Source organism: Sphaerochaeta pleomorpha str. Grapes (assembly GCF_000236685.1).
In the GTDB taxonomy this organism is placed as follows: domain Bacteria; phylum Spirochaetota; class Spirochaetia; order Sphaerochaetales; family Sphaerochaetaceae; genus Sphaerochaeta; species Sphaerochaeta pleomorpha.
This window is the reverse complement of record NC_016633.1, coordinates 2,406,493-2,433,144: the sequence shown is the minus strand read 5'-3', so window position 1 is coordinate 2,433,144 and position 26,652 is coordinate 2,406,493. Positions and strand designations below refer to the sequence as shown.

The window sequence follows — 26,652 nt, the reverse complement described above, 5'->3', positions numbered from 1 at the left end:
TACTTTTTGAAAAATACCCATCTGGTAAGACAAGCGTCCCTTCCTGATTTTCCCTACAGGCTTCGCTGTGCCAAGAAGGGCAAAACAGATGCCCGATAAAAATACTTTCCTTTACGGCATAGGGATTTCCAAGAATTCAACCCCCCTTGCGACACCTTTTGAATGGGGGTATACTTTGGCACAAACTTGATTTTTATCAAAGGAGATAAATATGGATTCCAAGTATTCAGAGTTACTCAAAAGCAAAATGAATGCTAAAAGTTATGAAAAACTTACGGCACTCAGGAACGACAAGATTGTTGATTTTGTTGGTCTTTTTGCTGAGCACTGCAATCCCGCCAGTATCTATGTCTGTGACGACAGTAAAGAAGATGAAGAGTATATCAAGGCACAGGCCCTGGAACTCGGTGAAGAGTTCAAGCTTGCCAAGAACGGACAGACTATCCACTGGGATGGCTACGGGGACCAGGCTCGTGACAAAGTAAACACGAAATACATGGTATACAAAGAGAATCTCGAGAAGATGAAAAGTCTCAATTCTGTTGAATATGAAGCTGGAAAAGAAGAAATCATGGGAATCTCCAAGAATATCATGGCTGGCAAACCTGCCGTTGTGAAATTCTTCTGCGAAGGTCCTGCTTTCTCCGAATTCACCATCCCGTGCGTTCAGTTTACCGATTCGTGGTATGTTGCCCATTCTGAGGCTATTCTTTACAGACCTGCCTATGAACATTTCAAGTCAATGAAAGACAACGACGAGAATTTCTTCAAGTTCATCCACTCCGCAGGGGAACTCGATGAACGCGGTTGTACTAAGAACCTTGACAAGCGCAGGATCTACATGGACAAGCAGAATAACATCGTGTATTCAATGAATGCCCAGTATGCCGGTAACTCCGTCGGTCTGAAGAAGCACTCCATGCGTCTTGCTATCAACAAGGCAGGACAGGAAGGCTGGCTCTGCGAACATATGTTCCTCATGGCTTGTCTGAATGAAGAAGCCGGAAGGAAGACCTACTTTGCAGGTGCCTATCCCTCAGCCTGTGGAAAAACCTCCACAGCCATGATCCCCGGCGAACAGATTGTCGGTGACGACATTGCCTATTTCAGGAACATCGACGGTGAATTCCGTGGTGTTAATGTTGAACAGGGTATTTTCGGTATCATCAAAGACGTCAATGCTGAAGATGACCCCGTAATTTTTGCAAACCTCATGCGCGAGCAGGAACTGATCTTCTCCAACGTCCTTCGTGGACCGGACAACCAGCCCTACTGGCTCGGCTCAGGACTCGACACTCCCAAAAAGGGTGACAACCACTCCGGTCCAGACTGGTTTGAGGGCAAGACCGATGCTGCCGGGAACAAGATTCCCGTTGCACACGGAAACTCCCGTTACACCATGAGACTCGACTACCTTGAAAACTATGACAAAGAAGGCTTCGAGGCTAAAAAGGGTGTTAAGGTTGACGGTATCCTCTATGGCGGACGCGATAGCGACACCTGTGTCCCTGTTGAAGAGTCAGCATCCTGGGAAGCCGGTATCCTCATCAAGGCCTGTACCTTGGAATCAGAAACCACTTCTGCAACCCTTGGTAAGGAAGGTGTAAGGAATCCTAGCCCGATGGCAAACATGGATTTCGTATCCTACCCTCTTGGCGAATATACGATGAACAACATCGCCTTCGGAAAGAGTGTTGCAAATCCTCCCAAGGTTTTCTCGACCAACTACTTCTTGAGAACCAAAGAAGGTAAATTCTGCACTGACAAGCTTGCCAAGAAGGTATGGTTGCACTGGGCTGAAGGAAGAATCCACGGTGAATATGAGGCTCTCGATACACCTACCGGAAAAATCCCTCTCTATGAGGATTTGAAGGTCCTGTTCAAAAAGTACCTTGATTTGGATTATACCCTTAGCGAATACACCTACCAGTTTACGTTCCGCTGTACCAAGTGGATCGAGAAACTCCAGAGGTCAATTGCTTACTTCAAGAAAATGGACGCCAATTGTCCTTCCACGATCTTTGAAGCTTGGGAAAAAGAAATTGCAACAATCGAGAAAGCCAAGGCAAAGTTCGGCGACGAAATTGAACCCGGCAAATTCTCTCTCTAAGGTAAAGGCAAAAGGCGGGGTCTCCCCGTCCTTTTGTTGTTGATTGCCAAAAAGGGTTGCTTCCACGTATGGTGGAATGCAACCCTCTTTTTATGTCGAACGCCGATTGATTTAGATGTCTGTGATCCTTTCCAATTTCGATGCATTACACTCAGGGCATATCCCGGTAAGAAAGAATGTATGGTCGGTTATGACAATTCCGTTTTCCTTTTCGTAGGTTCGTAGCAGGTTTTCAAGGTTGCACCCTCCCAGGTCAATAAACCTGTGGCACTGCTCACAGTGAAACCAATGGTGATGGCAAGCACCAGCCTTCTCTATCGATGAATAATACCGTTCGGTACCATGGACACTGCAATGGAGAATAAAGGAGTCTGCAAAGTCATGGTCCTCCAGATAATGGAGCGTGCGGTAGATGGTTGCCAAGTCATACTGGCTATCTACCAGACCTGCTATCTCTGAGGCACAGAGCGGTCTCGTTGCCTCACTAAGCAAGGCAAGTACAGCCATTCTTGCTTTGGTCATAGGACCCCCTTCAGGATTTTCTCCTGTGCTGTACCAGCATCTTTCCCACTGCAGTCCCTAAAAAGACTGCCCCTGCAATAACAACGACCATTGCACCTACCGGCAAATCGAGGGCCCATCCGGTTGCAAGCCCTCCCAGCGAGAACAAACTCGCATAAATGGTCCCCAATATCATCATCCCTGAAAGATCCCGTGCCGAATATCCTGCAGTCCCTGCAGGCAGGGTAAGCATGGCAATGACCATGACAATCCCAACGAAGGTCTGTAAAAGGACGACGGCAATGGCCGTTGTGCTCAAGATGAGCAAAAACACTGCCTGGGTAGGAATTCCCCTTACCTGGGCAAACTCCTCATCGAAAGAGGAGGCCTCTATCTGGGGGTAAAACCGCCAGGAGAGGAAGACCACAATGCAGTCGAGAACTGCCAACATGATGAGATTTTGCTCGGAAATCAAGAGGATATTACCAAAGAGATAACTGGAAGGGTCGGTATATCCAGGAGTTTTTGCCATAAACAATACCCCAATACTCATTCCTATTGCCCAAATCGCATTGATAACGGTATCTTCACGCTGTTTTGCCTTCAAAGAAACAAATCCGATAATCCCAGCGGCAAGAACGGCAAAGACAATTGCCCCCACCATAGGCTGCAAACCAGGAACCTTACCGGTGGCCGAAAGATAGAGTGCAATGCCGATGCCGCCGAGTACCGCATGCGAGATAGCACCTGCAAGACCGGCAATACGTTTGACCGTAACAATGGACCCCAAGACCCCAAAAAGCACTGAGGACAAGAACCCGGCAACCAAGGCATTGCGCAAAAACGGGAAATCAGGATTCACCAAGGCAGAAAAGAAACCGAGAAAACTATTCATCACCTGCTCCTTGTATCGGATTTTCGCAGGTGTCGGAAGGAATCTCGACATCATGCAGTACCCTCATCACCTTCCCCCCGTATATATCTTCAGGAGTATGGGAAACCGGTTCCAATACATGTTGGACCACAGTTCTGCCTTTACCTGAAGGATGATGGCCCCCGATACAAAAAACCCTGTCGGTAAGCGAAGAGACCATACTCATATCATGGGTAACAATGAGAATAGTGGTTTTCCCTTTGAGTTTCCCCAAGGTTTTGAACAGACGAATCTCACTCTCGCTGTCCATATTTGCCGTAGGTTCATCAAGGATCAACATCCTAGGTTTTGCCACAAGGGCGCGGGCAACCAAAACCCTTCTGCGCTGGCCTCCCGAAAGCTCGCTATAGGGTCTATCAGCCACATCTGCGAGATCTACCTGGGCCAGGGCCTGCATCGTTGCCTCATCATCACCTTTTGTCTTTTTATAGGAGGTAGCGAGCACCCTTCCCATGCACACTACCTCTCGCACGGTAATCGGAAAGGTAGGGTCATACGTTACATGCTGGGGAACATACCCTATTTGGTTCCTGGCATGTTTCGGACTTTCGTCCAGTAGCTTGATACTGCCACTGTCAGGTTGCTCCAGGCCTAAAAGTAATTTCAACAGGGTTGTTTTACCGGAACCATTGGGACCGACCATGGCGATAAACTCACCTTCGTGGATATGAAAATTGACCCCTGCAAGCACAGCAAGATTTCCATAGGAAAACCCTACCTGCGAGAACCGAAGCACTACAGGGGGTTTCCCAGGCAAAGAAACATCAGGCATTGGATTGTTTTCACTCATAGGAATACCTTACCTCTTGAGCTGAGAAGCGGTCAACAAGGCATCACCCATACTGCGAATATTGGCCAACCAGTCTTCACTAAGCGGGTCGAGAGCCAGAACCTGTGCCCCGACAGCTTTTGCAACGGTATCTGCGGCACGTACAGGAAATTGGGCCTGTACGAAGATTGATGTCACCTGTTCGGCCTTGGCCTTTGCGATAAGTTCACTCAACGCCTTGGCTGTAGGCTCTTTGCCTCCGGTTTCCACCGCTTCCTGCGTAATGCCGAACTCATCGAAGAAATACCCGAAGGAAGGATGATACACGAAAACGGTACTTCCCCGCAAAGGAGCAAGGGATATTTTCAGTTCTGCAAAGGTTGTATTGATTTCGTCGACAAACGCCTCATAGTTCTTTTCAAGGGTAGCCTGCTCATCAGGGAGCAAAACCAAAAGGGTATCCAGGATTTGCCTGCAAAGAATGAGGGCATTCTGATGGCCAAGCCAGGAATGACGGTCAATTTCAAGCCCTGTAGCCGAAACATGGACGTCTCCTTCTTCCTCATGGTTCTCAAGGAACCGGAAAACCACCCCCAAAGTCCCATCGACCATTTTCAGATTCGGATACAGGGAAGCAATCTTTGGCTGCAAGGAAACCTCGAAGTCAGTCTTTGAAAGAATCCAGCAACTGGCCTGGGCAAGTTGGGCCATCTGCAAGGGGGCTGGTTCATAGGAATGGGGGCTCTGACCTGGGCCAACAAGCGTGACGACATCAACCAGAGGGCCTGCGATTCTCTGCACAAAATAGGACTGCGGGAGAATACTGACTGCTATGATAGGTTTATTAAGAGTCGATTTCGATTCATTTTTTCCAGAAGCAAAAAGAAGTGGGGTTAGTAAAAGTACCAAGGTACAGGTAACGGCCACACGGGTTTTGGTTTTCATGGTTCCTCCTCAGGGAAAACGGAAGGTGCAGTTGAATATACAATTGCAATCCAATTTTTGCAAGTGGTTTGCAAAAAACCAGAAAAAGACCGTTGGATACAAAGACAAAGGACCCCAAGCAGTAAGTTGCCGGGAGTCCCTTGATACCTGTCATTGTGACGATAACTGCTAGTTGCCCTGTTCCATGTCCTTTGGCAATACAAGATTGAGGAAAATGGAAACGACGAAGACCAAGGCAACACTGTTATTGGCCAACACTTCACTCACCATTTTCGGGAATACCGAGAAAATAGCAGGAACTGAGGTAAACCCAAGCCCGATGCAGAGAGAAAGGGCAACAATGGTATTATTTCGCTGGGTAAAACCGCATTTGCTGATCATTCGAATACCACTGACTACAATCTGCCCGAATAGCATAATGGTACATCCACCGAGAACAGCATCGGGAAGCGTTGCAAAGAAGGCCCCTATGGGCGGAAACAAACCTGCGATAATCATGCAGAGGGCACCAGTGCCCAACGTAAAGCGGTTGACGACCTTAGTCATGGCTACCAGCCCGACGTTCTGACTGAAGGAAGTAATCGGGGTACAACCAAAAAGACCTGAAACCGTGCTGCAGAAACCGTCACAGGCCAAGGAACCGGAAATCTCACGGTCATTGGGATCGCGGTCGAGGCCCATTGCAACCATAGCAGTAGTGTCACCGATAGTTTCAGTGGCTGAAACCAAAAAAATTACTCCTGTCGTGAGAATAGCACTTATATTAAAAACCGGCTTAAAGGGCAATAAATGGGGCAAAGAGAATAAGGTGCTGGAGGAAACGGGTGAAAAGTCTACCATTCCCAGAATGATGGCAAGTACATATCCTACCACTAGACCGAAAAGAACGGACAATTGCTTATAGAACCCCTTTGCCAGGGAACCGAAAGCCAGACAACTGACCAAGGAAACAGTCGCGACCATAAGGTTTTGCGAGGAGCCAAAATCTGCACTGCCGACCCCGCCTCCAAAGGAATTTGCACCAACTACAAACAAAGAGAACCCGATGGCAGTCACTACACTGGCAGCAACGATAGGGGAAATGATTTTTCTCCAATATTTTGCAAACAGCCCGAGGGTTCCTTCAAACAGGCCGCCAACGATAACAGATCCGACTACTGCACCATACCCATAGGTAGCACCTACATAGCAAAGGATGGAGACGAAAGTGAAACTTACTCCCATGACCATAGGAAGGCGCGATCCGATACGCCATACAGGGTATAACTGGACCATGGTTCCTATTCCGGCAATGAACATTGCATTCTGAATCAACATACTCCGCTGTTCAACCGATAGATTGGCCGCTCCTGCTACAATGATGATGGGGACCAGGTTTGCCACAAACATTGCAAGCACATGTTGAAGCCCAAAAGGGATTGCTTTCCCCAACGGCACACGGCCATCCAGGCAAAAAATATTATCAATACTGATATCTGCGGTTTTGTCATTCATATGTCTCTACCCTCTTTTCTCATGGCCTTCAGACCGATTATTCGATGCAACAATATGCAACATTGTTGATGGTATGGGCAAATACAACAAATCGCAACGTAATGGTTTTGATTATTTTAGTAGATTTTTATTATTTTGCCCATTTATTGCCGCTAGTACAACAAATCGAGTTGTTTTTTTACACAAGAATCGAAGGGCCGGAAGTGTTTCCCGATTTACATCTTTGTCTGCATATGGTTGAATTTATCTGTCACTGGACAAGGAGGTCTTCACCTATGGTTCTCTCATTGCTGGGGAAAAAAGCTACCATCGAAGAAAATACATATCTCGCCCCATCAGCCGATATCATCGGGGATGTGACACTGGGGAAGAAAAGCTCAGTTTGGTTTCATGCAACGCTACGTGGCGATGTAGCCCCCATTGTCATCGGGGAAGGCACAAATATCCAAGATAATGTGGTAGTCCATGTCTCAAACGGAATCCCTACCCGTATAGGGAAAAATGTAACAATAGGACATGGGGCGATCATCCATTCGTGCACCATCGGCGAAGGGTGCCTCATTGGCATGGGAGCAATTATCCTTGACGAAGCGGTACTGCAAGAAGATACCATGGTTGGGGCAGGAGCTTTGGTGCCCCCAGGGAAAACCTTTCCTCCAAAGACACTGCTACTGGGAAACCCTGCAAGAGTAATAAGGGACCTAACTGAAAAAGAAATAGAAGATATGCATGAAAACACACGCCATTACCAAGAAATGGCGCATGCAATGGCACAGGAATACTAGGTGACCGTTTTTTAGTTTTGGTTTGCTTTCTCGAATGCTTTGATAGCTTCGTTTGACCCGGCAACTACGGCAATATCACCAGATCTCAAGGTCATATCGGGGGTTATATCGGATATTGCTTTCTCATCCCTAATGATAACGATAATATTCAAGCGATATTTTTTTCGGAAATTCAATTCCGCAATAGTCTGCGCATTGAATTTATCGGCAAGCGAGATGTTTGCGATAGAAAAATCCTCACACAATTCCAAAAAGTCCAAGGTTCCTGTCGATATCAGCGAGTGGGCAAGCCGTGTCCCCATTTCGATTTCTGGGAATACTGCCTCTGCACCGATTTTTTCAAGGACTTTGCCATGGTCGATACTGGTAGCCTTTGCAATTACCCGGGGTACCCCCATTTCGAGGACTCCCATCGTTACCAGGATATTTGACTCTACATCTTTGCCTATACATACAATTACCGTACCACAGTGGGAAATCCCCGACTCCCTCAGGACATCACGGGTAATGCTTTTTACAGGATAAATATTTGCAATCTGGTCTTTGATAGCATCGAGCTTTTCTGTCTCAATTTCCAACACCACAACTTCTTTACCCGCTTTGGTAAGTTCAAGTGCAAGGGCGGTACCAAACCTTCCCAACCCGATAATTCCATAGGAATCTGAATTATACCCGGATTTCATCTTCACATCTCCTCAATCAGCCGATAAACACCTGTTCTTCAACATATTTCAACACAGATTCCCGTGCACGGAGGCTTGATGCAATCGTAAAGGGACCAAGCCTTCCAATAAACATAATAATCATCAGAACTACTTTTGAAAAAGAACCCAAAAAGGGAGTAATCCCGGTAGACAACCCTACCGTTGCAAAGGCAGAAACCCCTTCAAAGGATATCTGCAAAAAAGAGAATCGTCCAGCTTCGGAAACTGCAATAAGAAAGACTCCGAGAATGACGACAAGCAAGGCAAGCAAGAAGACCTGGAAAGCCTTGAGAATACTCTCGTTGGAAATCCTCCGCTGAAACACAGCCGGTTCCCTGCGGAAAATCATACTGCCAAGACTGATTATCATAGCAAAGGTCGTTGTTGTCTTGATACCACCACCGGTCGAACCGGGAGAAGCCCCGATAAACATGAGCACCATCATCAAAAACTGCCCCGGCTCAGACATTTTGCCGATGTCGATAGTGTTGAACCCTGCGGTACGTGCCGTAACACTCTGGAAAAAAGAAGAAAGCAGATCAGTATGTTCAAGGATTATAATACCAAGGGTCCCAGTTACAATGAGGGCAAGATTCATAAGTATGACAATCCTGCTATGCATAGAGAGTTTCTTCCACCTGCGATTCCTTGCGATATCGGAAAGAACAAAAAAACCTGTACCGCCAATGATAATCAGCAGAGCTGTCGTAAGGTTCATGAGGATATTCCCCCGGAAACCAGTCAAACTCCTATACCCTCCCATCAAGTCGAATCCGGCATTATTAAATGCAGAAATGGCATTGAATGCTGCATGGCCCAGAGCCTGCAGGGGCGGATAGGTTTTCCTGAAAATAAAAAACTCGATAAGGGTTCCCCCAACCTCGAAGATAAGCGAGGCATAGGTGACAGTCTTTACGACCTGAAGGGTCCCCTTCAACGACCCTAGGTTATAAGCCTCACGGACAACACTTCTCTTTGATATTCCGATATTCCATCCTAACAACATGGAGAAAGACATGACAAACGAGGCAAACCCCAGGCCTCCAAGGAGAATCAACAGAGCTATTACAGTTCTACCAAACAAGTTAAAAGTAGCTGCGACATCAAGGGTTACCAGCCCCGTAACACATACTGCACTGGCAGAGGTGAACAGAGCATCCAGATAATGGATGTGAATTCCCGATCGCTGGGAAATAGGAAGAAAGAGCAGGAAAGAACCCAATGTTATAATTGAACAGAAACCGATTATAAGGTATTGGTTCGGTAATATTGATTTCTTTGGTTCCATTTTCATGATGGCACCGATTCTATCATACGGGATTGACTTCAGCAACTCTCACCCTTTTTTGGCAACCTCATCCGCAACTGTTTGCCGGAATATGAATCCGGTAGTATATTGATAACTATAACAATCTATACAAGGAGGCTATCCCATGTTGGACAAAGCCGTAGTGAAACTAATTAACGAACAGATTAACAAAGAGTTATTTTCTTCCTATCTATATCTTGACATTGCAAACTTTTATGCAATCAAGGGATTATCAGGTTATGAAAACTGGTTCAAAGTTCAAGCGCAGGAAGAAATGGATCATGCACTTTTGTTCAAGACCTATTTGCTGAACAACGGGTATGCCGTAGAATTGGGAGCCATTGCAGACCCAACCAAAAAATATGGAAATTTTAAAGACCCCTTGGTAGAATCGTTGAAACACGAACAGTTTGTCACTGCCTCGATCAATACAATCTATGATGCGGCAATGCAGGTCAAAGACTACAGAACCCTGCAATTCCTCGATTGGTTTGTAAAAGAACAGGGAGAAGAGGAGAAAAACTCCGAGGATAACATCCTAAAGTTTGACCTCTACGGTTCGGATGCAAAGTCATTGTACATGCTCGACCAGGAACTCAAGGCGAGAATGTATACTCCACCATCACTGGTAATATAGGTAACTAAAGATAAAACCCGCTTTCAGCCATCTGGAGCGGGTTCTTATTTTTTAAAAAACCATTAAAAAGGAAGGTATCCATGACGGTAAGGCCAATAAAACGTATCACAGGGGGTTCAGTAAGTTACGATGGGGCTGGTGTCAAACTAGTCAGGATCTTCGGCTATAACGACGTTACCGACTTCGACCCTTTCCTTCTGTTGGATGCCTTTGATTCTACCGACAGTGCCGATTATATAAAGGGATTTCCTTGGCATCCCCACAGAGGCATTGAAACGGTAACCTATCTCATTTCAGGGAAAATCGAGCACGGTGACAGCCTGAAAAACTCCGGGACTATCAATGACGGGTGTTGCCAATGGATGACTGCAGGCAATGGCATTATTCATCAGGAGATGCCCAAACCTTGCCCCAGAATGCTAGGGACCCAACTCTGGATAAATATTGCCCAAAAAGACAAAATGACAGAACCGGCCTACCGTGATATCCGCTCGGAACAAATTCCTGTGCATTTGGATGAAATTGCCGAAGTAAAAATACTCTCTGGAACCTATAAGGGAATTTCAGGACCATTGCAGGGTGATTATGTAAAAACAACCTATCTGGATGTAAGACTTGAGGCAAACAAGCTCTGGTCGTGTAACGTTGCACCCGCAAATACAGTATTCTGCTATATCCTAGAAGGTTCTGCCCTGTTTGGGGAAAGCCCCAGGGAGGAAATCGGTTCCCATCGAGCCGTTCTCTTCGGTGAGGGCGATACCATCCAGGCAACATCGGGCGATCAAGGGGTACGGTTTTTGCTCATCGGGGGACAGCCCCTCCACGAACCTATTGCCTGGAGCGGCCCTATAGTCATGAATACCCAAGAGGAATTGGATCTTGCCCAACAGGAATTACAGCGGGGAACATTTATCAAACATGCCAGATAAGTTATAAGCAACCTACATTTCCTTGACCATTGTACTAATGCAATAGTACAATGGTCAAAAGGAAACAGCCGATGAAATTTCTCCTCATCCTTGCTTTGAAAAATCTAATGCGATACAAACGACGCACGTTCATCACTGCGGCGGCGATTGCGCTCGGTTTAATGTCCTATGTACTTGTAGACTCCTTGTTCATCGGGACAAAAGAGGAATCGGTACGCAACCTGAAGTGGTATGAGACTTCCTCGACAAGAATTTATCAGCAAGGATATTGGGCTGAGCGGCTCCAACTCCCCCTCGACAAGTCAATCAAAAACCCGGGACAAGTACTGTCCCTCCTTGAAAGCAAGGGTTGGACAAGTACAGCAAGAATCATGTTCTCTGCAGAGATGATACTCTACAGCGATGATTTTGGCGAAGATGGAAACCTCCCTGTTCAGGTAACGGCCATCGACCCAGAAAGAGACAATAGGGTCTTCCACTTTTCCGATACACTTGCCGAAGGAAGGTTTCTAAAAAAGGGAGAGGAAAACGGGATTTTGATAGGATCGTGGTTTGCCCAGGATATCGGGGCGAAGGTCGGTTATTGGGTAACCTTGGTGACAAGGGGAAACGGCGGATTCTATGAAACCATGGACATGCAAATCGTGGGTATTCTCAACTGCCCCAACCCTAATGTGAACCGTACACTGCTTATGATGGACTTTTCCACGGCTTCCCAGAATCTGTACATGGAAGGCTCGGCAACAGAAATTGATGTCAAGTTGAGCGATAACGCAAATACAGATAAAGAAATGCAGAAAATACGTACTTTACTCGCCCCTGCATATGAACAGTTGGAACTCTATAGCTGGAAAGAAATGGCAAAGGATTACCTGGCAGCATTGGCTGCAGACCAGGGTAGCTCCAACCTGATCCTTTTTTTGGTTTTTATCATCGCTGCCGTCGGTGTTTCAAATACGATGCTGATGGCCATTCAAGAAAGGATACGGGAACTGGGGACTATGCGCGCGCTCGGCCTGAGTGACCGGAAAATACGTGCCCTGTTTCTCTTTGAGGCTGGAGGTATCGGCTTGATCGGGTCTGTCCTCGGTGTACTGCTTGGAATCCTAGGCAACTTTTATCTGGTACATACTGGAATAGATTTTAGCTGGGTTATGCGGGATATAGATATCGGCTACAGAATCCAAAGTGTTTTACGCGGGGCCTGGAGTATCAAATCGATGGGTATTGCCTTTCTCTCGGGAATCGTCCTTTCCATGCTTGTTGCCTTGATACCTGTAAGAAGGGCTCTTCGCATGGATATACCCTCTTGCCTGCATCATCAGTAAAAAGAAATCTTGACATTTGTATTAATGCAATAATACAATAGTACAAAAGGAACATTGCCTGTGAAACCTGCAGTTGTACAAAAACTGGAATTCAGTCTCGATTTTAAAAGCGGAGTCCCTTTCTATAAGCAAATCATCTTTCAAGTAGAGATGGCAATTGCCGATGGAAGGTTGCAGAAAGGAGAACAACTCCCCACCGTAAGGAGCCTTGCCGTCGATCTGAGCATCAACCCCAATACGGTTGCAAGGGCCTACAATGAGATGGAAATCAGGAATATCGTGATAACCCAACAGGGTTCAGGGACTTTTATCAGTGAAAGGGAAGTCAGCCTGGATGCCATTGAAAGGGAAAAAATACTTACTCAGCTTACGAAAGCCTATATCACGAAAACTGCTTCCTATGGGTTTTCCCTTGAGGAAATTTTAAAAAATATCCAAGAAATTGGATCTGATTTACAGATATAAGAAGGAATGCCATGAACCTGTACCATAAAAAAATCGACCGTATCAAGAATTCGCAGGCGTTTACCCTAAAAACAGATTTCAAATTTGGAGCTGTATCCTTTCTGGCTCTCGCAGTCTTTATCGCTTTGGGGGTTTGGCTGCAATTTCTTGTCAACCCGTATGTTACAATCCAAGCGATACTCCAATTTGCAATCGGATTGCTCTCTGCCTCTTTGGTAGTTGCGCTCTTTCCAATGTGGCCAACTATCATTTTTATGATTGTCTGCCTCTGGCTGTACACGTTCGGGGTACTTGGCCTTTCCCTCTACCCTCTGGCACTCTGCTCAAGTCTGGCTCTGATTCTCTCGGCCTCCCTACAGATGGTGTACCAATGGGACAAAGTAATCGTCCTTCGCTTGGGAAAATTCTGTAAGGTCCATGGGTCGGGGTTATTTTTCCTGGTACCGATTGCCGATAAGATCGCAGAGTCCATCGATATGCGTATCAGGGCTACCGACTTCAGTGCCGAGAAAACCCTTACCAAGGATACGGTCCCTGTTCATGTCGATGCCCTTGCCTTTTGGATGATCTGGGATGCAAAGAAAGCAGTTCTGGAGGTAGAGGACTACACCGAGGCGGTAATTCTCTCAGCCCAGACAGCTTTGCGTGATTCTATCGGGAAACACCCATTATCTGCTTTGCTTTCCGAGAGGGAAGAACTGGGCAAAGAAATCCAATCAGCCCTGGATGCAAAGATAAACCCATGGGGGGTTTCCATACTTTCTGTGGAAATCACCGATATCATCATTCCCAAGGAACTTGAAGATGCCATGAGCAAACAAGCCCAGGCAGAGAGAGAAAAGCAGTCAAGGATTATCCTGGGGGCGGCTGAGGTAGAGATTGCCAAAAAATTCACTGAAGCCTCTGCTGAATATGCAAATGACCCTGTAGCCTTGCAACTGAGAGCAATGAACATGGTGTATGAAGGTATCAGGCAAAACAATTCCATGATGTTGATGCCTGCCTCGATTCTCGACCACATGGATCTCGGGTCTGTTCTCGGAACTGCAGCACTGCAGAAAACACAAGACTCCCTCTCGAAACAAGCTGAAAAAACCAAGGAGTAACCCATGATTACTGTTGAAAAAGTATCCAGAAATTACAAAGCAGGAGAGACTATTGTAAAAGCATTGAAACAGGTCTCCCTACAGGTCGAGGATGGGGAATTCCTTTCGATTGCAGGTCCCTCGGGTTCCGGAAAAACAACGCTGCTCAACCTGATCGGTTGCATCGACGCAATCGACGACGGGGAAATAATCATTAACGGACAAAAGGTTACTACTATGGGAAAGGACGAGAAAACAGCCTTCAGGAGAAACAATCTCGGCTTCATCTTCCAGACCTACAACCTTATACCTGTCCTTTCCGCATATGAGAATGTTGCCTTTGTACTGTCCATTCTCAATACCCCGGAAGCAGAAATACGGGAAAGAACCTATGCAATTCTCAAAGAAGTCGGACTGGAAGGCATGGAAGATAGACGCCCTAGCCGGCTTTCAGGGGGCCAGCAGCAAAGGATTGCCATTGCTCGGGCTTTGGTAAAACATCCCCAGATTATCCTGGCAGATGAACCCACGGCAAACCTTGACTCGAAGACAGGGGAAGACATCCTCAAGCTCATGAAGGAAATGAATAAGAAGTACCATACGACCTTCATTTTCTCTACCCATGACAAGATGGTTATGGACTATGCAGACCGCCTTGTCTCGCTTCACGACGGAAAGATCATCAGCGATGAAAGGAAACATGCATGAAATTCCTGTTCTCACTTGCAATGAAAAATCTGACAAGGTACAAACGGAGAACCATCATCACAGCCAGCGCCATCGCCTTGGGACTGATGATGTATATCATCGTTGACTCCGTGTTGATGGGAGCAGAGCAGGAGTCGATACGGAATCTCAAGTGGTATGAAACCTCCTCAGCCAGGATTTACCAGAAAGACTACTGGGACGAACGCCTGCAGTTGCCTCTGGACAGATCCATTCAGGACACTGAGAAAGTACTCTCCCTTCTGCAAGACAATGGATGGACAGGAACACCTAGAACCATGTTTTCTGCCGATATGATACTCTATAGTGATGATTTCGGCGAAGATGGGAATCTTCCGGTCCTTGTTACGGCTATCGATCCGGAAAGAGACAATGCAGTCTTTCACTATTCTGACACCCTTGAAGATGGTAGGTTCCTTGAAAAAGGCGAAGAAAACGGAATTCTCTTGGGTTCTTGGCTTGCAGAGGACATCGGAGCCAAGGTGGGCTATTGGGTTACGCTCGTAACCAGGGGAAACGGAGGCTTCTACGAGGCAATGGATATGCAGGTTGTTGGGATTCTCAACTGCCCGAACCCAAATGTGAACAGGACACTGCTCATGATGGATCTTGACACCGCCTCCGAGCACCTGGCAATGGATGGCTCTGCCACAGAAATCGATGTGTTCATTCCCGATGACAAAAATACGGACAAAGAGGTTCTGGCTATAGGGAAAACCCTGGCTTCCATTTCCGACGATTTGCAAGTCTACAGCTGGGAAGACCTTGCCAAAGACTACCTTGCAATAGCAGAGGCTAAACGCGGTGGTTCTTCCACTATCCTGTTTTTGGTATTCATTATCGCAGCTGTGGGCATATCCAATACAATGCTCATGGCTATGTATGAGAGAACCCGTGAATTGGGGATGATGCGTGCCCTTGGCATGCCTGACAGGCAAATACGCTGGTCGTTTATCATCGAGGCGGGAGGCATCGGGCTCATAGGTTCGATCATAGGGGTAGTACTGGGTATCTTGTTCAATATCTATCTGGTCAATGTGGGAATAAACTACGGTATGTTGCTCAGGGATATCGATATCGGCTATAGGATCCAGAATATTCTTCGGGGTACCTGGAGTTTCAAATCCATCATCGTTGCATTTCTCTCGGGAATCATACTCTCCATGCTGGTAGCCCTGCTACCCACCAGAAGAGCCCTGAAAATGGATATTCCCTCATGCCTGAGACACCAATAGGAGGTTCCCCAATGGCCATGAAACTCACAAGAATTGCCTACAGGAATATAGCAAGGAATATTCGGCGCTCCATTCTCTCAGGCTCTGCCATAGCAGTCTCGGCTATGAGCATCGTACTGCTCTTCGCCTTGATCGGGGGAATGGAAAAAGATATGGCAAACAACCTTAAGACCTACTACACGGGAGAAATCAGGATACGCAATGCAGATTTTGAAAAATTTGAGCGATACAATCCCCTGCATCTGAGTGTTGATCTTGCCACCGTTACCCCTATTCTTAAGAGGAACCCCTCAATAGTAACCTATGCCCCACGGATTAATTTCCCTGCAAGCATGTATCTAGGGGAAAACAACCATGCAGTCATGGGAGTTGGCGTGGACTTCTCCAAAGAAGCCGAATTTATAGACTTTCCCTCCATTATAAAGGAAGGAAAGCTTCCACAACCCGGTAAAAATGAGATGCTGATGGGCTCAGCCTTGGCAAAGGAGCTGAAGCTCTCACTCGGGGACAAGATCACCCTGCTCTCGACAACGGCAGTAAGAGGCAGCAATGCCATTACCTTGCAACTGGTCGGAATTGTGTCATTTCCTGTCGCACCCTTGAACGCAAGCAGTCTCTGGGCTCCTCTCGACCGTGTCCAGCATTTCCTTAGGATGGACGGAACTTCCCAGGAAATCATCCTCAGGGTTTCTGAAGGTACCAACGAAAAGGAAACGGCTATCCAGATCAAGGATGAGATTGCATCTGCTACAGGTCAAGAGCTGGAGGTCAAAGCCTGGAAAGACTTGAACACTTTGTATGGAATGATAGAATTAGCCAGCATAGTTTACTATTTCATTGGCGCCTTTTTCCTGTTTTTGGGAAGCACGGTAATCATCAATACGACTATGATGGTCATATTCGAGAGGATGCGCGAAATCGGTACCCTTTCTGCGTTGGGTATGAGAGGGAGAGAACTTACCAGACTCTTTTTCCTGGAAGGCTTGTTTATCAGCATCATCGGGGCGGGAGTCGGGGTTATCCTCGGAATGGCCATTACACAGTACCTAGGGATCACTGGGCTGAATTTTACTGATGCAATGAGTGGTATCGATATGGAAATCTCTTCGATTCTCTATCCTTCGCTCAGCATTCCAAAAGCCCTGCTGATTTATGTCTATTCGGTTGCCATCTCTTCGGCTGCAACATTCATTCCTTCTCGCCGTGCTTCGAAAATTCAACCCGTGGAGGCTCTCAGATATGTCTAGGATATACAAACAAGCAAAAACCCTTATACTGATTGGTGTCATCCTGTTTTTTTGTCTGCCTGTTTCACTTTTTGCCCTGACAGCAGATGAAATCATCCAGAATATGGATACAAACGAACTTTTCTCTACAAGCTATGCAGTCGGATCCATTCAAACCAAAGACCGGTTCGGGCTGAAAACCAGCACGTTCAAGGCTTGGTCCCAGGGAAAAGACAATTCCCTGATAGAATTTACCAGCGTTGCGGAACAAGGCCAGAAAATCTTGAGGACCAGCGGCAGTCTCTATCTGTTCTATCCCGATGCAGAACAATTGATCAGGATGCAAGGCTCAGCATTAAGGCAATCCTTGCTTGGTTCAGACCTCTCCTATGAGGATATGACTGAAGAAAAAAATACCCTGAAACAATACTCTGCTTCACTCGATGGCACAGAAACTTTCAAAGGAAGACCTTGTTACGTGATTACCCTTACTGCAAAAACGCGTACGGTAGCATATCCGATCGAAAAAATCTGGGTAGACACTGAGACCTTCCTTGTTTGGAAAGGTGAGTATTCCACCAAAGATGGCAGGTTGCTCAAGGAAATGGAGACCCTCAATACAATGCAGGTGGGGGAAAAAGTATTTGCCTCGGAATCGAGGATATCGGACAAGATGAAGAAAGACTCAGAGACTATCATGAAAATTGATACCCTTGAAGTAGACATTCCCTTGGACAAAAACCTTTTCTCTTTGGAGAATCTCACATGGTAAAGAGAACTGACCGGATACTGATCATCACACTCTCTCTTTTTGCAATGGTACTTACCAACCTCCATTCTGCAGAAAACCCGGTTATCAGCCTCGATATCCTTCCTGCAGTCTCCTATAATGCCCAAACGGAAGCATGGACCCAGGCTCTGGTTTCTTCCGGCACCCTTTCGTTCAAATCCAAGAATGCAGGGAATGTACGGGGTGAGATTGCCCTTACGTACCCACCAACCACAAAGGTTGCCGATGCATACATCAAGAAGGCCTATCTCAAAGCAAAGTTCCCTTCCTTCCGTTTAACCATGGGAAAAACCAGACTGTCCTGGGGGGACGGGGCGCTCTTCAATGCCGCAGATATCCTTTTTGGGAGCAGCAGCACAACCGTTGACTTAACGCAATCGGAACTCAGAAGTGATACCAAATGGCTTGTTTCTGCAAACATCCCCCTCGACTCCTTTTCGTTTGTAGAAGTGGTAACAATGCCCTCAACTGGGGAAAACGTATCTGATATTTCTCTGGGAGGCCGGATATATACCACTTTTGGTTCGCTGAAACTGGAAAGCGGGTATGCCAGGGTACGAGAAAGTGCAACCAATATACACAAGGGCTATATCAGTCTCCAGGGAAATGTAGGGGCCGACTGGAATCTTTCCAGCTCTGTAGGAATCAAGGGGGCTGAGGATATTGATTGGAATATTACCGGTGGCCTGTTCTACCTCAAATATCTGGAAAATGACAAAGTCCTGACGCTTAGGCTTGAGTTCCTTGCAAGGCCCTTAGGTACGTGGAACTGGGGACCGGTAGCAAACGATGCCTCCTGCCCGTTGCTCATCTATCCTGAAATAACCTATGCACCCAGATCAAACCTGGCTTTCTCCCTGCGATCAATCATCTCCCCATTTGACTTATCGGCGATGACCACCTTTGCAACAAGCTGGAATGTGTTCGAAGGGTTCTCCCTTATAGGATACGTGAGTGCAAAGACAGGCGATGCAGGAGATTTGTTCAGCTGGAAATCAACAGAGCTCTTCCATTCTTCTCTAGCAATCGCAGCGGGGGCTTCCTGGATTTTCTAAAACGAATCAGTGTAGGCTGCATCCTCTCCTTGACTCTTGCAACACTACTTATTTTTATTGCTTCTTGAGACAAGAATCCCTAGGCTTTGGAGGCCTAGGGATTCTGCATAAGGAGATAAAAAAATGGAAATCAAAGAAAACAGTTTTCAAGGTACACTGCCAACGGCAGCTTTTCTTGGGGTATAGTTTACTGTAACACCTTAGCTATGACACAGAATGTCATAGTAAAAATTATTTGAGAATTTCTCCCTCGGTAGAGATAGTAACGACTGCCAAGGGGATGATCTTGTCACAGGATGCAAGGGCTTCCTTCACTGCATAATCAAGACCACCGCAACACGGAACTTCCATCTTAACTACGGTGACGCTTCGAATATCGTTGTGCTGGAATATCTCGGAAAATTTTTCAATATAGGAAGGACTGTCCAGTTTCGGGCATCCGATGAGAGTGACTCGATTCTTGATAAATTTGTTGTGGAAATCGCCATAGGCATAGGCAGTACAGTCTGCGGCTATGAGCAAATCGCATCCACGCAGATACGAGGCATTTGGGGAAACCAATTTGATCTGTACAGGCCATTGGGCGAGCTGGCTGGAAACCGGGTGTCCTACGGTTTCTTCGGTTTTCCGCACATTGTCCTTCATCACCTTCATCTGGGAACCAGGGCAACTGAAGCCGATAGGTCCATTATCTGCAACTGCTTCATGGTCAAAAGCAGGAGCGTCACGGTCTTCAAACGTAATGGCTCTTGTGGGACATACGGGAAGACAGTTGCCAAGCCCGTCACAATAGTCTTCACGGAGAAGGACTGCCTTTCCGTTTACCATGCCTATGGCACCTTCGGCGCAAGCAGAAGCACACAGCCCGCATCCATTACACTTTATTGTATCTATCTTTATCATCTGCCTAATCATACATAAGCCTCCATTGTCTGTTATATATGCATATGCTATTATAAAGACGATTTTATTTATGTTGTTTTTACAACAAAGAAGCATATATGGATAGTTCTCAGATACTTGCCTCTTGCCAATTGTTCAAGGATATCGAGCTCCGGGATCTTCCCTTGCTCCTCACCTGCCTGCAACCCCGCACCGTGGTGTACGCAAAGGATGCCGTTATCCTTCATGAAGGTGATACCTCAAAAGAATTAGGAATACTGCTCAGTGGAGCCATACAGATAGTCCGTAATGATTTCTGGGGAAACAGGACACTTGTCTCACGGTTTACCGAAGGGGATTTGTTTGCGGAAACCATCGCTTGCACAGGGGAAAAAAGTCAGGTCAGTGTTGTCGCGGAGACTGAGACTACGGTAATGTTTCTGGCCATACGGAAGATCATTACTTCCTGCAGCAAAAATTGTGTATTCCATAACGCCATTATCGAGAATATGGTTGCAATATTAGCAAGGAAAAACCAAGGGCTCATGAAAAAAATGAGTCATATAACCAAAAGAAGTACAAGGGAAAAACTGCTTTCGTATCTTTCGGAGGAATCGCTTAAAGCCAATTCGCGTTCATTTCGCATACCTTTCGACCGACAGCAGTTGGCGGACTACCTTTGTGTCGAACGGAGTGCCATGGCCAATGAATTGAGCAAAATGCGTTCTGAAGGTCTCCTAGACTATAAAAAAAATGAATTCACCCTGAAAAACCGTCATCCTTTGGACTAAGGAGAAATTCTTTAGGCTGATTTGTATACCAGCAGGTCTTTTGTTCTGTACATCCGCATTTTGGAGGAATCATGAAATCAATCAGACGACCTTTCCTTATTGTTTTGTTAGCTATCAGCATGGTGTTCGTATCCTGCGTAACCTCGCAACAGGAAGCTATAAAAGAAACCATTACACTTCCAACCCTACAGTCTTCAGTAGCTGTCATTGATAAATACGGAAACTGTACCCTTGCCCTCAGTGAGCAGGAACTCATCGATGCCGGGTATGCAGTCGGTGACTGGACAACCATTTCCATTGGCGATTTCACCTATGAGGCTCCCATTGGAACGGCCTATAGCGATGTCGACAAGGGGAATTACCTTATTCGCCTGAACAAGGGTTCGGTAATCCTCGCAATCAACTATGGAAATCTTACCAAGACAAGCGGAGCAGAGGAAGGTGAGCCTGTTTCCATTGATTTGCTCGAAAAAGGCGGCTATCTCCAGGAATTTGAGCTTAGGCATTTGGTAAGGACTGAGGAACGAAAAGATTATGCATCAGACGCCATTTTTGCAAATTTCCGCAGCGTGCAGTTCGGAACCATTGCCCCCAACAGGCTCTACCGCTCGGCAAATCCCATTTTAGGGGATGCGAGGGCTCCCTATGTGGAGGCTTTGGCAAAACTGGTAGGGATCAAGACAGTAATCAATCTGGCAGATGACCAGCAAAGTCTCTATGCCCATCTTGACGAGGCCCCTTTCTACAAGGGACTGGTCGAATCTGGTTCGGTAATCGCATTGGATATGGGCGTCACCTTCACCGATCCTGAATTTATTGCAAAACTCAAGACTGGACTGACTTTTATGGCAGAACACAAAGGGCCGTACCTCATTCACTGCAACGAAGGGAAAGACAGGGCAGGATTTGTCAGTGCATTGCTTTCAGGTTTGATGGGGGCTTCGGTTGACGAAATAGTCACAGACTATATGACAAGCTACCAGAACTATTATGGGGTAGAAAAAGGTACTGAACGGTATGCAGTTATCAGCAAGATCATCACAAACATATTCGCCGAATTGAACGGAGGAAAGGCAGTTACAGACAAGACACTCAAAAAGGTTTCGGAAAACTATCTGATAAAGACCGTTGGCCTCTCCAGTGACCAGATAAAAGCCATTAAAGACAATCTCTCTGACAAATCAGTGAAGCTGGAAGGTTCGATCACTTTCATATTCTAGGGCTTCTTTTCTCTCAAGGAAAAAATATGGCTGGCTCTTTCCAGGGCCAGCTGTTTTTTTCTTATTATGTAGATTCTTTCAATTCTTGCCTGATTTTCCGGTACTTGATAATCGGGCCATCGCCTGTCAAAAGCTTTTCACCCGACTTCAGCGTGGAGGCAGCTGGTTTCTGGGTGACGACAACCCGTTTGTCCTGACGCTCTATTCTTTTATTTGCAAATTTGCCAAAGAAAGCGATGAGAGCATTCAAAGACCTGAATGGAGTGAGTTTGCAATAAAAACGCACATAGAGAATGGTATTCTCCTCATCGACAGGGGCAAAGTAAATCAAGACCATCAGCTTGTCCGATATATGGTTGATCCAGATATTGGGAAACAGAAATCCCAGATATAAGGACCGGATTTCACAGTCATCAGGTTTTTTTGGTGTTTGCCCGGTATCGACCTCGTTGTTTGCACTGGTCTTCAACATTCCATTCTCGTAGAGAACCTTAGGGCCGTTCACAAGGGTTTTGTTGCCTTTCCCTATTGTGTTGTAATGGACAATAGGGACATGAACGACGTCAAGCTGGTTTTCGATACATCGGGAGTAATGGGCATTCCAGTGATCAGGGAATTCACTGTAGGAAAAAGAATTGTCAATCTGGTCATGGAAGAAAGGTACCGAAGCAGTCGCTTTTTCGCTTTCACCGAACCAGAGATAGATAATTCCCATCAATTCTTGCACAGGATACTGTTTGACATTATATCGGGAAATATCTTCCTTCGATGCATTCCCATTTGCTGGGATACGTCTGCAGTTTCCTTCTGTATCGAATTCAAGACCATGAAATGGACATCGAACATGGGACCCGGCCAGTTTCCCCGCACTGAGGGCAGCTCCCCGGTGGGGGCACTGGTCAACGACACACCCAAGTTTTCCCTCTGCATCCCTGAATAGGACAAGGTCCAGATTTACACGCTTAACTGCATATAAAGCCCCTCTCTTTACTTCCCTTGAGGGTAATATTGCATACCATTGGTTTGGAATCATACTGTACCTCCAAGAAAAGTATCCTACATATTCTGAGGGAAAACAAATAGTACTTGTAGCTTCAAAGCTTAATTTGTACAGGCGGTTCTACGATATCGAAGGTATCGCAGATGGTGTCCAAAAAGAAAACCCTGAGGCTCTGTAGGTCCATCGGGTAGTCATAGACACCCAAGTCCTCCCTTTCCTGGGAATACACAAACCCATGCAAAGGACCAAAGTTCGATTTTGTCTGATAATCTTCCTGCAATTCCTTTAAGGAACAACCTAGTTTCAAGGAAAGAGCCCTGAGGTCATCCTGCTCAAGTGAAATCACCAAAACAAGATCTTTCCCTCGCTTCACGCTCATTGCATAGGGAATCGAAACCAAATCCTCCCCACTCTTGCATCGGGGATTATCCAACAGGGAACAAACCAAATCCCCACACTTCCATATTTCATCTTTCATTACGCCATCCTGGATATCAGGAAGCGAATGCCAAGAAAGGGCTTCAATCGGTTCAACGGTAGTAACATCTAATAACATAATAGCCTCCCAAAATAGGTATCCCTGAAACAAACGCTATGAAAAGCGATATTTCTATTGACCTAGAAAGACTGGTATTTTATCGTATTCCTATGAACAATCCAATAGTGATGGCTTTGGTGGCAACCCTTGGAACCTGGGCAATGACTGCATTGGGTGCAGCATTGGTATTTTTTTTCAAGACGATAAAACCCCATGTATTAAACAGTATGCTCGGATTTGCCAGCGGCGTCATGATTGCTGCAAGTTTTTGGTCGCTTTTGGCCCCTGCAATAGAATTGGCTGACGGGGGCCCTTTAGCCGCCCACTGGGTAGTGGCAATAGGATTTTTGGCCGGAGGATTTTTCCTCTGGATCAGTGACCAGTTGCTTCCCCATACCCATATCGGTTCGAAAAGCCCTGAAGGATTACCCTCTCACCTCCGCAGAAGCATCCTCTTGGTATTTTCCATCACCCTGCACAACATCCCGGAAGGATTGGCTGTCGGAGTTGCCTTTGGGGCAATAACGGCAGGAAATACCCAGGCACTCGCGAGCGCAATAGTCGTGGCCATCGGAATCGGAATCCAGAACCTGCCGGAAGGGGCCGCGGTAGCCATCCCCTTGCGAGGTGAAAAACTCAGTAGGTCAAAGGCATTCTTCTATGGGCAAGCCTCAGGATTCGTGGAACCTGTGGCAGGTGTTTTAGGAGCCCTCCTGGTTACCCAGGTAAGGCCCATTCTCCCGTATGCCTTGGCCTTTGCTGCCGGGGCAATGATTTATGTAGTTGTTGAGGAATTGATCCCGGAAGCCCAGGGAAACAACCATGAAGGAACCCACTATGCAACCATCGGATGCATGCTGGGGTTTGCAATCATGATGGTCCTTGACGTTGCCTTAGGTTAGATCCTCTGCAACAGATTCTCGATAGTCAGGCTTCCCAAGGAAGCGATCCCATGGTCTTTTACCTGCAAGGCAATCGCCTCTCCCACTGTATTGTGTTCATCTGAGGACATGTTCTCCAAACCATAGAGAGAGGTCACCAAATCGAGCACTTTCATGTTTTCCAAAGGTTGTTTGGGAATGAACTCAGTATTTCCATTATTCGTAGGTGTAATAAAACCGAGTCGTGACAGCAACTCCAGAAAACCATAGAGGCGGTTTGCCGGTATAGCCAGCCGCTCAATTATTTCCTTGGTGGTAGTTCCCCCGTTCCCATTATGGAAATTGCTTCCGATAAGCATCATGATATTCGCACCCTCAGACAATTGAAGGGCTGGACTCTGGGGAAGCCCCTTATAGACCTGCTTATCTGGCCTGAACTGATGGACATAGGTCAATTCAACACAATAAAAGACAACGGTCCAAAAATAGTAACACCAGAAAAGAAAGAGGAACACAGCAGCCAGCGAACCATAGATTACCGAAAAATTAGTTGCCATTCCTGTTAATTTTGACATGATCTTACTGAAACCCATAATCAGAAGCATTCCAACAAAGGCCCCGATACCGGCAGAAGAAAAATGGACCTTGATATTGGGAACAAAATAGGCCAACAAGAAAAAGATTGCCCAAATGATCAAAAGGGGAACAGCAATGCCTATTACCTTTGACCACCCTTCCACCGAGACTCCCAGTAATTTGGAATACCAGGAATTCATAAGTGACTGCACACTTACATACGCGGCGGCAAGCAGACAGGAAATAATCAGAAACGTGACAAAACCCGCAAATCGTTTTACAGGGTTCCTGTTTTGGGAAGTGCGGAAAATCTGATTGATTACCGACCAGACTTTATTGATCAACAAAACCATGGTAATCAAAAAGGAAATCAAGCCAACAACCCCAAGACTCGTCGCATTGGCGGTATATTTTTCCAAGAGAGAGAGAAGCTGGGTCCCTGCCTCGGGCCCAAATATTTCCGTAAACCATTGGGCAAGAAAATCTATAACCGGTTGCAGCACCCCGAAAGCGCCGAAAAAGGTAAAGATGAACGTCAAACCCGGGACTATTGCCATCAACGTCGAATACACCATACTCGATGCCGATTGAAATACGTTATCATGCATTGCCTGATTCATGGCCAACGATGCTATGTTTCCTGCAGATGCAAACTTACCTTTTATGGCTTTCAAAATTCCCATCGATTAGATTCTCTTCTTCAACCAAGAATATAGATATTCCATCGTTTCATTGCGAGAGGTTTCATTCAGGATTTCATGTCTTCCGTCTTTAACCAGGTAGAGGCTGATATCAGAGATTCCTACATCCTTATACATATCGAATACCTTCTGAACCCCTTTACCATAGTTCCCCACGGGATCCATATCTCCACTGATAATGAGAAGAGGCAAATCCTTGGGAATTTTGCGCGCCTTTTCACCATCATTGGCAAATTCTATCCCATCAAGTATATCTTCATAGAATTTGGAGGTGCAGACAAAACCGCAGAACGGGTCATCAATATATTTCTTGACTTCAGCTGTATCGCTGCTCAACCAATCGAAAGAGGTAGCAGGATTTTGGATTCTTTTGTTATAGGAGCCAAAACTCATCTTATCGATTTGCTCATCGACAAAATGCATGCCGTTCCTTTTCACATGCCGGCGGGCAATTCCCTTGCCAATCTTTCCAAGGAGCCCCTGGGAGCATCCTGTACCCATGATAATGACCCCATCGTATACATCCGAATGCTGTACCATCAAGGTCCTTGCAAGGAAAGACCCCATACTATGGCCCATTAAAAACAATGATTGCTTGGGAAAGTCGGAAGATATTACATTGGACAGTTCGGAGGCATCCTCTGCAACGCGCATCCATCCATCCTTTTCGTCAAACCATCCAAGCTGTCCATTGGCTTTCTTGGCTGTCAAACCATGGCCGCGATGATCTTGCGCATAGACTGCTATACCCTTTGCATTGAGATACGTTGCAAACCGGTCATACCGTTCACTATGTTCAGCCATACCATGGAGAATATGCAATACCGCTTTTACAGGTGTACCTTGGGGTATCCATACACGATAGCACAAAACATGCCCGTCACTGCAGGTCAACTCCCTGATGTCAGACATCGGCAACCCTCCTAAAAAAAGCAATTTTATATGAGTCTTATATCATAGTAACAGCATTATTCTTAAGCGACAAGAAACTTTTATTGCATTCACCAAATTACAAAGGAAATGCAAAATATGCTAG

General features: G+C 46.2%; 27 protein-coding genes. 15 read left to right on the top strand and 12 right to left on the bottom strand.

Annotation, left to right across the window (positions count from 1 at the left end):
• The first annotated feature begins 211 nt into the window (after positions 1–211).
• A complete protein-coding gene (locus SPIGRAPES_RS11115) occupies positions 212–2,110 on the top strand; it encodes a phosphoenolpyruvate carboxykinase (GTP) (protein WP_014270848.1) in 1,899 nt (632 codons plus the stop codon).
• A 111-nt stretch (positions 2,111–2,221) separates the two neighbouring features.
• On the opposite strand, the gene SPIGRAPES_RS11110 is transcribed toward SPIGRAPES_RS11115, so the two are convergent.
• The 5 genes from SPIGRAPES_RS11110 to SPIGRAPES_RS11090 all read right to left on the bottom strand — a co-directional run bounded on the left by SPIGRAPES_RS11110 (position 2,222) and on the right by SPIGRAPES_RS11090 (position 6,753).
• Positions 2,222–2,632, bottom strand: coding sequence for a Fur family transcriptional regulator (locus SPIGRAPES_RS11110; RefSeq protein WP_014270847.1), 411 nt, complete (start codon positions 2,630–2,632; stop codon positions 2,222–2,224).
• A gap of 10 nt (positions 2,633–2,642) precedes the next feature.
• Complete coding sequence (locus SPIGRAPES_RS11105) at positions 2,643–3,506, bottom strand: metal ABC transporter permease (protein WP_014270846.1); 864 nt, start codon at positions 3,504–3,506, stop codon at positions 2,643–2,645.
• Positions 3,499–4,335, bottom strand: a complete 837-nt coding sequence (locus SPIGRAPES_RS11100; protein ID WP_014270845.1) for a metal ABC transporter ATP-binding protein — start codon at positions 4,333–4,335, stop codon at positions 3,499–3,501. The genes SPIGRAPES_RS11105 and SPIGRAPES_RS11100 overlap by 8 nt, the downstream gene beginning before the upstream one ends.
• A gap of 9 nt (positions 4,336–4,344) precedes the next feature.
• A complete protein-coding gene (locus SPIGRAPES_RS11095) occupies positions 4,345–5,259 on the bottom strand; it encodes a metal ABC transporter solute-binding protein, Zn/Mn family (RefSeq protein WP_014270844.1) in 915 nt (304 codons plus the stop codon).
• Between the two features lie 168 nt (positions 5,260–5,427).
• The gene (locus tag SPIGRAPES_RS11090) at positions 5,428–6,753 is read right to left on the bottom strand and encodes a uracil-xanthine permease family protein (RefSeq protein ID WP_014270843.1); all 1,326 of its coding nucleotides are present in this window, start codon (positions 6,751–6,753) and stop codon (positions 5,428–5,430) included.
• Between the two features lie 275 nt (positions 6,754–7,028).
• On the opposite strand from SPIGRAPES_RS11090, the gene SPIGRAPES_RS11085 reads away from it, so the two are divergent.
• Entirely contained in the window at positions 7,029–7,538 is a 510-nt protein-coding gene (locus SPIGRAPES_RS11085) for a gamma carbonic anhydrase family protein (RefSeq protein WP_014270842.1), read from the top strand.
• Between the two features lie 11 nt (positions 7,539–7,549).
• On the opposite strand, the gene SPIGRAPES_RS11080 is transcribed toward SPIGRAPES_RS11085, so the two are convergent.
• Both SPIGRAPES_RS11080 and SPIGRAPES_RS11075 read right to left on the bottom strand, forming a co-directional pair.
• Positions 7,550–8,221 carry a potassium channel family protein gene (locus SPIGRAPES_RS11080; protein ID WP_014270841.1) on the bottom strand — a complete coding sequence of 224 codons (672 nt, stop codon included), beginning with the start codon at positions 8,219–8,221 and terminating at the stop codon, positions 7,550–7,552.
• A gap of 16 nt (positions 8,222–8,237) precedes the next feature.
• Positions 8,238–9,575 (bottom strand): TrkH family potassium uptake protein, encoded by a 1,338-nt coding sequence (locus SPIGRAPES_RS11075; RefSeq protein ID WP_245535429.1) that lies wholly within the window; start codon positions 9,573–9,575, stop codon positions 8,238–8,240.
• Between the two features lie 100 nt (positions 9,576–9,675).
• Between SPIGRAPES_RS11075 and SPIGRAPES_RS11070 the strand changes: the two genes are divergently transcribed.
• The 10 genes from SPIGRAPES_RS11070 (at position 9,676) to SPIGRAPES_RS11025 (ending at position 19,027) form a co-directional block, all read left to right on the top strand.
• A complete protein-coding gene (locus SPIGRAPES_RS11070; protein WP_014270839.1) occupies positions 9,676–10,188 on the top strand; it encodes a ferritin in 513 nt (170 codons plus the stop codon).
• Between the two features lie 80 nt (positions 10,189–10,268).
• Positions 10,269–11,117 carry a pirin family protein gene (locus SPIGRAPES_RS11065; protein ID WP_014270838.1) on the top strand — a complete coding sequence of 283 codons (849 nt, stop codon included), beginning with the start codon at positions 10,269–10,271 and terminating at the stop codon, positions 11,115–11,117.
• Between the two features lie 71 nt (positions 11,118–11,188).
• Positions 11,189–12,445 carry an ABC transporter permease gene (locus SPIGRAPES_RS11060; RefSeq protein WP_014270837.1) on the top strand — a complete coding sequence of 419 codons (1,257 nt, stop codon included), beginning with the start codon at positions 11,189–11,191 and terminating at the stop codon, positions 12,443–12,445.
• A gap of 60 nt (positions 12,446–12,505) precedes the next feature.
• Positions 12,506–12,910 carry a GntR family transcriptional regulator gene (locus SPIGRAPES_RS11055; protein ID WP_014270836.1) on the top strand — a complete coding sequence of 135 codons (405 nt, stop codon included), beginning with the start codon at positions 12,506–12,508 and terminating at the stop codon, positions 12,908–12,910.
• Between the two features lie 11 nt (positions 12,911–12,921).
• Positions 12,922–14,016: a slipin family protein gene (locus SPIGRAPES_RS11050; protein WP_014270835.1), complete on the top strand. Its 1,095-nt coding sequence runs from the start codon at positions 12,922–12,924 to the stop codon at positions 14,014–14,016.
• 3 nt (positions 14,017–14,019) lie between these two features.
• Entirely contained in the window at positions 14,020–14,703 is a 684-nt protein-coding gene (locus tag SPIGRAPES_RS11045) for an ABC transporter ATP-binding protein (RefSeq protein WP_014270834.1), read from the top strand.
• Positions 14,700–15,956, top strand: coding sequence for an ABC transporter permease (locus SPIGRAPES_RS11040; RefSeq protein ID WP_014270833.1), 1,257 nt, complete (start codon positions 14,700–14,702; stop codon positions 15,954–15,956). Before SPIGRAPES_RS11045 ends, SPIGRAPES_RS11040 begins: the two co-directional genes overlap by 4 nt.
• Before the next feature lie 17 nt (positions 15,957–15,973).
• Positions 15,974–17,203 carry an ABC transporter permease gene (locus SPIGRAPES_RS11035; protein ID WP_041385295.1) on the top strand — a complete coding sequence of 410 codons (1,230 nt, stop codon included), beginning with the start codon at positions 15,974–15,976 and terminating at the stop codon, positions 17,201–17,203.
• Entirely contained in the window at positions 17,196–17,954 is a 759-nt protein-coding gene (locus SPIGRAPES_RS11030) for an outer membrane lipoprotein-sorting protein (RefSeq protein ID WP_014270831.1), read from the top strand. Before SPIGRAPES_RS11035 ends, SPIGRAPES_RS11030 begins: the two co-directional genes overlap by 8 nt.
• A complete protein-coding gene (locus tag SPIGRAPES_RS11025) occupies positions 17,948–19,027 on the top strand; it encodes a hypothetical protein (RefSeq protein WP_014270830.1) in 1,080 nt (359 codons plus the stop codon). Before SPIGRAPES_RS11030 ends, SPIGRAPES_RS11025 begins: the two co-directional genes overlap by 7 nt.
• A gap of 231 nt (positions 19,028–19,258) precedes the next feature.
• Here SPIGRAPES_RS11025 and SPIGRAPES_RS11020 read toward each other — a convergent pair whose 3' ends face one another.
• Positions 19,259–19,942 (bottom strand): ATP-binding protein, encoded by a 684-nt coding sequence (locus SPIGRAPES_RS11020; RefSeq protein ID WP_014270829.1) that lies wholly within the window; start codon positions 19,940–19,942, stop codon positions 19,259–19,261.
• An 86-nt stretch (positions 19,943–20,028) separates the two neighbouring features.
• Here SPIGRAPES_RS11020 and SPIGRAPES_RS11015 point away from each other — a divergent pair, with 86 nt between their 5' ends.
• Entirely contained in the window at positions 20,029–20,700 is a 672-nt protein-coding gene (locus SPIGRAPES_RS11015; protein WP_014270828.1) for a Crp/Fnr family transcriptional regulator, read from the top strand.
• A 71-nt stretch (positions 20,701–20,771) separates the two neighbouring features.
• Positions 20,772–21,920 carry a tyrosine-protein phosphatase gene (locus tag SPIGRAPES_RS11010; protein WP_014270827.1) on the top strand — a complete coding sequence of 383 codons (1,149 nt, stop codon included), beginning with the start codon at positions 20,772–20,774 and terminating at the stop codon, positions 21,918–21,920.
• A gap of 64 nt (positions 21,921–21,984) precedes the next feature.
• Here the strand turns inward: SPIGRAPES_RS11010 and SPIGRAPES_RS11005 are convergent, their stop codons facing one another.
• Positions 21,985–22,953: an aromatic ring-hydroxylating oxygenase subunit alpha gene (locus SPIGRAPES_RS11005; RefSeq protein WP_014270826.1), complete on the bottom strand. Its 969-nt coding sequence runs from the start codon at positions 22,951–22,953 to the stop codon at positions 21,985–21,987.
• Between the two features lie 61 nt (positions 22,954–23,014).
• Positions 23,015–23,476 (bottom strand): hypothetical protein, encoded by a 462-nt coding sequence (locus tag SPIGRAPES_RS11000; protein ID WP_014270825.1) that lies wholly within the window; start codon positions 23,474–23,476, stop codon positions 23,015–23,017.
• Positions 23,477–23,568: 92 nt separating this feature from the next.
• Between SPIGRAPES_RS11000 and SPIGRAPES_RS10995 the strand changes: the two genes are divergently transcribed.
• Positions 23,569–24,360 (top strand): ZIP family metal transporter, encoded by a 792-nt coding sequence (locus tag SPIGRAPES_RS10995; protein ID WP_041385289.1) that lies wholly within the window; start codon positions 23,569–23,571, stop codon positions 24,358–24,360.
• Here SPIGRAPES_RS10995 and SPIGRAPES_RS10990 read toward each other — a convergent pair.
• Together SPIGRAPES_RS10990 and SPIGRAPES_RS10985 are read right to left on the bottom strand one after the other, a co-directional pair.
• Positions 24,357–25,598: a YihY/virulence factor BrkB family protein gene (locus tag SPIGRAPES_RS10990; RefSeq protein ID WP_014270823.1), complete on the bottom strand. Its 1,242-nt coding sequence runs from the start codon at positions 25,596–25,598 to the stop codon at positions 24,357–24,359. The genes SPIGRAPES_RS10995 and SPIGRAPES_RS10990 overlap by 4 nt on opposite strands.
• A 3-nt stretch (positions 25,599–25,601) precedes the next feature.
• Complete coding sequence (locus tag SPIGRAPES_RS10985) at positions 25,602–26,528, bottom strand: alpha/beta hydrolase (protein ID WP_014270822.1); 927 nt, start codon at positions 26,526–26,528, stop codon at positions 25,602–25,604.
• Between the last annotated feature and the right edge of the window lie 124 nt (positions 26,529–26,652).